Origin of the sequence: Sulfitobacter sediminis, assembly GCF_040811725.1 — a bacterium.
Classification (GTDB): domain Bacteria; phylum Pseudomonadota; class Alphaproteobacteria; order Rhodobacterales; family Rhodobacteraceae; genus Sulfitobacter; species Sulfitobacter sediminis.
In genome coordinates, this window is record NZ_JBFNXX010000051.1 from 1 (window position 1) to 7958 (window position 7958).

General features: G+C 57.5%; 6 protein-coding genes. 3 read left to right on the forward strand and 3 right to left on the reverse strand.

Features of this window, described 5'->3' with window-relative positions:
- Positions 1-148 precede the first annotated feature (148 nt).
- Positions 149-778 (forward strand): MSMEG_1061 family FMN-dependent PPOX-type flavoprotein, encoded by a 630-nt coding sequence (locus AB2B41_RS22495; RefSeq protein ID WP_367880068.1) that lies wholly within the window; start codon positions 149-151, stop codon positions 776-778.
- A 138-nt stretch (positions 779-916) separates the two neighbouring features.
- Here the strand turns inward: AB2B41_RS22495 and AB2B41_RS22500 are convergent, their stop codons facing one another.
- Positions 917-1600, reverse strand: a complete 684-nt coding sequence (locus tag AB2B41_RS22500) for a UPF0149 family protein (protein WP_367880069.1) — start codon at positions 1598-1600, stop codon at positions 917-919.
- A 435-nt stretch (positions 1601-2035) separates the two neighbouring features.
- Between AB2B41_RS22500 and AB2B41_RS22505 the strand changes: the two genes are divergently transcribed.
- A complete protein-coding gene (locus tag AB2B41_RS22505; protein ID WP_367880070.1) occupies positions 2036-2665 on the forward strand; it encodes a tetratricopeptide repeat protein in 630 nt (209 codons plus the stop codon).
- 137 nt (positions 2666-2802) lie between these two features.
- Here AB2B41_RS22505 and AB2B41_RS22510 read toward each other — a convergent pair whose 3' ends face one another.
- Together AB2B41_RS22510 and AB2B41_RS22515 are read right to left on the reverse strand one after the other, a co-directional pair.
- Positions 2803-3663, reverse strand: a complete 861-nt coding sequence (locus AB2B41_RS22510) for a hypothetical protein (protein WP_367880071.1) — start codon at positions 3661-3663, stop codon at positions 2803-2805.
- An 81-nt stretch (positions 3664-3744) separates the two neighbouring features.
- Complete coding sequence (locus AB2B41_RS22515) at positions 3745-4908, reverse strand: MFS transporter (protein WP_367880072.1); 1164 nt, start codon at positions 4906-4908, stop codon at positions 3745-3747.
- Between the two features lie 458 nt (positions 4909-5366).
- On the opposite strand from AB2B41_RS22515, the gene AB2B41_RS22520 reads away from it, so the two are divergent.
- Positions 5367-7685 carry a GAF domain-containing protein gene (locus tag AB2B41_RS22520; RefSeq protein ID WP_367880073.1) on the forward strand — a complete coding sequence of 773 codons (2319 nt, stop codon included), beginning with the start codon at positions 5367-5369 and terminating at the stop codon, positions 7683-7685.
- The last annotated feature ends 273 nt before the right edge of the window (positions 7686-7958 follow it).

Consider the following 7958-nt stretch of genomic DNA (forward strand, 5'->3'; position numbering starts at 1 on the left):
GACACAAGACCGCTTCTGACAAAAGGCCGATCACTTCAAAAATGTCTTGCTTTGCAGGAGCCATCCACACAGGACAAGACCGCCGTTGCAGTTGCGTGGTTTCCCTCCCGCTTGTAGCTTCGAAAGCATTCAATTCAGGGAACACAACATGTTGCAGGTCGATGAAGAAATCACGGACATAGAACGGCTTCGAGAACTGCTCCCCGAGTACAAGGGTTCCAACACTGACCTAAAGGTTACTGATCGAATAAATGCTGTTGCGAGGAAATTTATTTCATGCGCGCCGTTCGTGATTGTCGCGACCAAGGCATCAGAAGGATTGATTGATGTATCACCCAAGGGTGATCCGGTCGGTTTTGTCGAAGTGTTTGACGATAAAACGCTCATTATTCCGGATCGGCTTGGCAATCATCGCGTTGACGGTTTTGTGAACCTTTTATCCGACCCAAATGTTGGTCTCATCTTTGTTGTGCCGGGTCACGGCGATACCCTTCGCGTTGCCGGCAAAGCACGCATTGTGAAAGATCAGAAGATCAGCGAACGCCTGTCCATAAACAACAAGCAGCCTTTGCTTGCTATGGTCGTGGATGTCGAAGAAGTCTTCATGCACTGTTCGAAGTCGTTTATCCGCTCGAGGCTTTGGCATCCTGACCATTGGCCATCACGAGGTACGGCACCCACGCTCGCTGAATGGGTTGTCGGCACAGTTGATCGGGAGCAGACAGTCGAAGACGTTCAGGTCATCCATACGGATGACGAAGAGAACCGGCTTTACTGATAATTGTTTGGATCGCTTCGGGCTCGGAGCCGCCATTAACTGCATCATACACGAAGGTCCGCTTCGGCCCAAAACTACATCAAGAGACTCTGTGCCCGCTTCAACGTAGGACGGTGCGGCACCTATTTTGAGCGCCCTCTAATTGGCGCCACAGCAGCGCTTGTACTTGCGACCGGACCCGCAGGGGCAGGAGGCGTTTCGCCCGACTTTCGTTCTTTTTTGGAGGGCTTGAGGTCGATTTGCCGAAGCCCAAGCAGGAAAGGGGGCAGCTTTTCGCCCGGATTTGGTCCAACCCTTGATTGCCAGAACAAGGTTTGGGATCAGGTCCGGGGCTTCTTCCGTCAGCGCTTTGACTGAGGCTTTGGGCAAATCGCTCTGACTTTCGGCGATGTTGTAGAGCGCCAGCATCATGTTGACTGAGGCCGCCGCTTCTTCGTCCCCGCTTTCAACGATGCGTTCCCAGGTGTCCGGGCGCAGCCGCATCGCGCGTTCAAAGCCGCAACACCAGGACTCCCAGAGGATTTCTCCGGTCCGCGTATCTTCGTCATAGAGCGGGGCGTATCCCATCGCAGGAGGGGTCAGGGAACGCGCCACGTCGTTGTAGTGGCGCATGATGAGGTCCATCGCGGCCTCGACGTCCTCAAGGTGCTCAGGGCTGTTCCCCCACACGCAGGGCAACCACTCCCCCGGCATGACCATCTCGGGGCCCACGATCAGGCCTGCACAGAATCCGTCAAATTCGCTGAGTAGCATGCCGTCCGCTTCCATTGGAAAGGACAGCAGCAATGTGTCGAGTTGGTCCAGTTCATCGTCAGTCAGCATATGCGATGTCCTGTTTGCAAGACCTTCTAGTGCCTCTCGTTCGAGGGTCGCAAGACGAACTCGTTTATCAAGGCACTTTCGTCCTGCTCTGCATGACCACCGGTTAATATCCGCAGGACCAGTTGGAAACAGTCGCCGTGAACGGCAGTCCCTTAGCAAGAGGCGGAATTTGACGCAGAACGCAGCGCGCGATGTAACCGCGGAACGGAGCTGTGATTGATGAAGCCTCTACTGCCAGCGCAAAGGCACGTGCTAGGTCTACTTCGGACATCAGTCTACCGTGGAGGGGATATATGGCCTCCGAAATTTGGGCATGTCTGCTCTGCAATTTGAAACGCAAACCTAATTCCACCGATCTACGCGCAGGGCTCAACTGCAGTTTGACCGCACCCAACTAGCTGTTAGGGTTATCAACATGCGGAAGTGGGGAAAACTGTGCGCAAGAGCTCTTCGATAGCGATTTTTGCTATAGAACTGATGATGGCGGCGCCCTCTGAAGCTGAGGAGCCTATTCCGGACTATAGCGCAAGCTTGACTGCTTATAATGCGGGCGATTACCGAACCGCACTGGAAAGCTGGCACTCCCTGGCGGAGCAGGGCTATGCTGCGGCGCAGTGCAACCTTGGGTACATTTACGAACAGGGCTTTGGTGTGTCCCAGGACTACACGGAAGCAATGCGTTGGTACGAAGCCGCCGCCGACCAGGGCCATGCAAGGGCGCAGGCCTTTCTTGGACAAATGTATGAAAAGGGCATGGGTGTACCGCAGGACCATTTGGAGGCGCTCCGTTGGTATACTGTCGCTGCCAGACAGAGCCATGCTTGGTCACAGAGCAAGCTTGGAGATATGTACAAGAGCGGTCAGGGCGTACCGAAGGACTTCGTCTTAGCCCACATGTGGTTCAATATCGCGAGCGCAATTGGTGACCCCATGGCCTCATTTAGACGGGTAGAGGTTGAGAAAAGCATGACACCGGCGCAAATAGCAGAAGCAAAAGAACGCGCGCGTGTCTGCATGTCATCTGGGTATTTCGACTGCAAAATGCCCGGCCAAAGTACCCCCTAGTTCGCAATGCTTCCCTGCCGTCGGCACCAGGGCGACCGCCCGCTTTGACGGCCGAATGACCGTGTACGCGAGAATTGGATTTGGGTCTAAACAGTGCCCGCGACCGAGTCGCAGACGATCCGTCCACCGAGGGCACATCACATCCGATACCAGTTTTCGACCGCTTGGGCGGCGGCGCCTGCGTTCATCACAGCTTCGATCGCTGCTATCGCTCCCTGGGCTTCTCCGGGCGTCGCGAAGATTTCCGAAACGCCCCCCTGAATATCGTGGGCTGATCCGCTGCTCGCATAGAACATGTCCACGTGCAGCGCCCGAGCGTTCCGATGCCGGAGCAGATGGTCGAAGAACCGGCGGTACAATGCCGCGTCATATGCGGGCGTAGTTTCGCCTTCTGGCGGTTGTACCAGCCCGAGTTCGATTGACTTCGCGCAGGTCAGCCTCCAGGCCAGCTCCATGGTGGCGGGAGGCGCATCCTTGGCCTCATCCGGGTGCCTTGGGTTCGCGAATGTCTCTCTCCGAAGGGCTTCCAGCTTTGCCCGCATTTCCTCGGTCGGGACAGGATAAAGAAAGGCCGTCTTTTGCGACGCCAAGGCTGGCTCGACCGCGTCGGGAAGCACTTTCACCAATTCGGAAAACCTGTTTCCGACTATGGGGACCTCCCCGACAAGAAGGTCCGCGTGATCCGGATGCCTGTCCAGCCAGCGCGCGACGGCCTGTCGTCCCCACAATCCGGCCGCCAGTCGGATGATCGGATGGCTTCCGTCGGCGACATCGGGGTAACGCGCCAGGATTTCATCGGTCTGAAACGAGGCCAGCCCCGCATCCCAGCGCATCAAATGGACGCGGCGCCCTGCAGCCCCTGCCATCGAGATCAGCGCACGAAGAAAGAACGATTTGCCGGAGGCTGGCAGCCCCGTGAAAAAGATCATGCGGGACTTTCGGGCCATCCCGGCCAGGATCCTGCCATTCTCGGTCTCCGCGAAATCACCGTCTATCATGGCCTTTCCCTGCAGGTTGTCATCGCGCAACCCAATCCCGCGCGCCACAGGGCCTTGCCTCTTGCCGTTGCAGTAGACGTGTCACGATCCTGCGCTTTGTAGCGGAGAGGCGGTTTGCTGAAACGCCCAATGTGCAAAGATCGCGAGCAGCATCATGCCCGCACCCAGAACGAAGGCGACGCTTACATTGCCGACATGATCGGCAAGGCTGCCCGCCAAAGCTGGGGCAATCATCATGAGCACATAGTATATCGAGTAGAATACGCCGGTCCCGAAGGCGCGCATCTCGGGCGCAAGGATGAGGCCGGGCATGGAAACCACCGGCCCAGGTGCCAGCCCGGCCAGCAGGCCGCCCAGCACAAGTGCCGCGAGCAGGAAGCTGTTTGGCAGATAAAGAACTGCCGGAAAGACGAGCATGCCACCAACCAAGCTTATGAGGATAATCCGATCAGGCTGACCGGTCCGATCCGCCAGCCATCCTCCGACCGGGATCGATATCGCGCCCGCAAAGATGTAGAAGCTGATCGCGGAACTGGCCGCGATGACCGGCAAGCCGCGCTCGGCGAGAACAAGGCTGCCGAAGCTGAAGATCATCGAGAATGCGCAATTGTAGAGGCCCCAGAGAACTGCGGCGAATGCCAGTGGCGTCCAGGGGAGAGAGGAGAAGCTGATCCGCGCGTTACCCGGTACCGCGCCGGGCGGTACCTTGTAGACGGAGGCGAAGAACAGAAGGGCCGCCCCGGTGAGGATCGATAGCGCCATCCAGGCCGTCCGCAAATCCGTGCTGGCGGCGAGGGGCGGCAGGATCAGCAGACCTAGCGCGATCCCGACGGGCCAGGAACTGATAAAGATCGCCAGAGCCGTTGAAACATTCCTCCCGGCGAACCAGTCGATGACCATCTTTGTCATCACAACGTTGAGAACCAGTCCGCCGACGGCTGAAATGATCCGGCCGAAAATAGCCCATGCAAGGGTCGTCGTTGTCGTGAATATCGCTGCGCCGACGACCATGAGCACCAGACTTGCGGTGACTGTTCGCTTGTCACCGAACCAGTTTGCAACCGCACCGCCTGCAACGGCGACAATAATACCGGGCCCCGAGTAGAGACCGATCAGGATCCCTATCTCCGTAAGCGTTATCGCTAGGCTGTCCATGATGAACGGAGACAGCGCCGCCACGGACTGAAATTGGATGGCCATGATCGTCCGGGCGAAGAACAGCACAAACAGAATGACCCATCGCATGTGCACGAGAGAAATCCTCCAAGACAACGATGCGATGTGAAGTTATCTGCTGCGTGTCTCAGCCACGCTAGGCCCAAAGTCGAGACGCACGCAAGCGTTTTGGTCTTGCGCAAAATTGAAACCAGGTTCCGACATCTCAGCTTCGGTTCGCATCCTTAATCTGAGTGCTATTATCAAAGGACCTCAAAATCCGCCTTCATCCGCCACTCATGACTGGCCCGCGCTACGGCAACGTCCGCTTCTTGGCTGCAACAACCGCAAATACCAAAATCGGCCATTCGGTGCGACTGCGTTCGACGTCTCGCATGCGGACTGAACGGCCTTCCACGAACTCACGTCATTGCAATTTTCTGGCTAGCGAACATTACGATGATTATGGTCATTACAGGTCGCAGTGGGATCGGGGACAGTCAATGCAAGAGCGGGCAGACAGGGAAAATTTGCTTGCCCAGCTCGCAATGGCACAGGAGCGCGAAGCCGCCACTAGGGAAGTTCTCGACGTCATCAGCCGAAGTCGTGCCAACGAAGGGCCCGTCTTCGACGTCATCCTGAGAAGTGCTGCGCGTCTGTGCAATGCGCCTTTTGCAGACTTGGATATGCTGGACGAAGACGGCTTGCATCTGCGCGAAGTGGCAACGTTAGGTGCGAGTGAGCGGGTCATCCCCTCAGATCGTTGGGTTTGGTCCATGAAAGGGCCACATTATCACGTAAAGGCGGTGCGAACGGGCGAGCTGGTCCATATTCACGATCTTCGGAAATCCGAGAACTACATCTCTGGCAATCCGCTGACGGTTGCTTCGGTGGACACGGAGAAGATGCGCACGCTGCTAGCCGCGCCCCTGCGGACCGGCGGCAAGAGCGTTGGATGCATCGTTCTTTTCAGGCAAGAGGTGAACCCTTTCTCGGCAGAGGAAATAGCTCTGGTCGAGACGTTTGCGGCACAGGCGGTCATTGCTATCGAGAACGTTCGACAGTTCCGCGAGGTGCAAAAGCGACTGGAGCGGGAAGAGGCGACAAGACAGATCCTGGGGGTCATCAGCCAATCTCGCGACAATGAAAAGCCTGTCTTTGACACGATCCTTGAGAGCGCCTGTAGGCTCTGCGATGCGCCTCTTGCTTTCTTGAGTCTTGTGAATGACGAAGGCACGCATTTCCGGGTCCCCGCGCATCGCGGTGCAACTTCCGAAATGGCACGGGTCTGGGATACGCAACTGGAGCCCATCGAAGGCTCTGCATTAATGACGTCGAAGGCAATCAGAAATCGGCTGGTTATTCAGGTAGATGATCTGTCGAGCTCGGATTTACCCGATACTTCTGACCACCGCCGTGCGCAGTTGGCCGAACTGGAGAAGGTCGGCACTTATCTGGTGATCCCGTTGATCCGCGGTGAACGGGCAATCGGGACCATCAATCTGTACCGCCGCGAGATCCGCCCGTTCCCACCCGAGCAGATCAAACTGGTCGAAACCTTCGCCGCCCAAGCGGTGATCGCTATCGAGAACGTGCGACGGTTCCGCGAAGTTCAAGAAAGGCTAGAGCGCGAGAAGGCCTCCGCAGAAATTCTTGGAGTCATAAGTCGTAGCAGGGACGCAGAAAAGCCTGTATTCGACGCGATCCTCGACTGTGCCACCCGTCTGTGTGGCGCTGACAGCGCGACGATTCTGATGGCGAACGCGGAACGCACCAGTTTGACGCTGATGGCAACTGTAGGGGCACGACGCCAGAGCGATCTGGGCGAAACCCACTCGATCACGTCAGGCCATACGTCTTCGGATGCGGTCCTGACAGGTCGGCCCGCTCAGATCACAGACGCGCGCGACACTGAGCTTTACCGGCAGGGTGATCCAATTCGTGTCGAACTCGTCGATGAATGGGGCCTCAGGACATCTCTGGGCGTTCCGTTGCTGATCGACAACGAAGCTATCGGCTGCATAACCGTGATGCGGATGCACGAAGTCCGGCCGTTTCTGGAGAGCGAAGTCGCCCTGATCGAGACCTTCGCGGCCCAGGCGGTGATCGCGATCGAAAACGCCAGACAATTCAGAGCCCTGCAAGAAAAGACAGAGGAGGTGTTATCTCTCAATACTTCACTCGAGAAGCGCGTCGACGAACAGGTGGGTGAAATTGAGCGGATGGGTCGGCTGAAACGGTTTCTGCCCGCGGCCGTGGCCGATACTATCGTCACCTCTGGCTCCGAAAACATGTTGTCGAGCCACCGGGTGCTGCTGGGCGTTCTCTTCTGCGATATCCGCGGCTTCACCGCCTTCTGCGAAACCGCCGAACCGGAAGAGACTATCGAGGTCCTGCAGACCTATCACGAAGAGTTGGGCAAGCTCATCAACTCCCATGGCGCGGGCGTCGATCACCGGATGGGCGATGGGATCATGGTGCTCTTCAACGATCCCCTGCCCTGCGACGACCCGGCGGGCGATGCCGTCCGGCTGGCCATCGCGATGCGGGCGCGGATGGAAGAGCTCTGCCGCACTTGGAAGCGAATGGGCTACAGGCTGGGCTTCGGTATCGGGGTATCGCTGGGATACGCAACCGTCGGCATGGTCGGGTTCGAAGGCCGGTTCGACTACACGGCTTCCGGCACGGCAATCAACCTCGCTTCGCGGCTATGCGACGAAGCTGACGACGGCGAAATCCTTCTCAGCCCCAAAGCAGCCATTGCAGTGGAAGACGAGTTCCAAGTCGAGTCTCGAGGAGAATTGAGCCTCAAGGGTCTTCGGGAACCCATCGAGGTCTTCCGATTGGCGACCGTTTCTGTTCCATGACCGCAAACCTTCGCGCGGCTGCACAAGCTCTGCTTCGGGCTCGAAGGAGACATCTGAGCGTTCCGGTCAGGTGACCGCTGTTGGGCGCTGAGCGGTCATCCAGGGCCGTCAAAACGCGGTTTCGGGCCTGAACGTCCGCTTCTTGTCGACAGCAGAAATTCCCAAGATCAAGCTCGATGACCGAGTTGCGGAGATGTTGTTGAAAAACTCTGCTTGAGCGTTGCGTGATCGGCTGATTCACTTGCCCTGAGGCAAGGGAGATCTGGCGATGAT

What these genes read in the sequence shown, in the direction of transcription:
- AB2B41_RS22495 (WP_367880068.1), top strand. Translation starts at nt 149, where the DNA reads ATGTTGCAGGTCGATGAAGAAATCACGGACATAGAACGGCTTCGAGAA.
- AB2B41_RS22500 (WP_367880069.1), bottom strand. Translation starts at nt 1,600, where the DNA reads ATGCTGACTGACGATGAACTGGACCAACTCGACACATTGCTGCTGTCC.
- AB2B41_RS22510 (WP_367880071.1), bottom strand. Translation starts at nt 3,663, where the DNA reads ATGATAGACGGTGATTTCGCGGAGACCGAGAATGGCAGGATCCTGGCC.
- AB2B41_RS22515 (WP_367880072.1), bottom strand. Translation starts at nt 4,908, where the DNA reads ATGCGATGGGTCATTCTGTTTGTGCTGTTCTTCGCCCGGACGATCATG.
- AB2B41_RS22520 (WP_367880073.1), top strand. Translation starts at nt 5,367, where the DNA reads ATGGCACAGGAGCGCGAAGCCGCCACTAGGGAAGTTCTCGACGTCATC.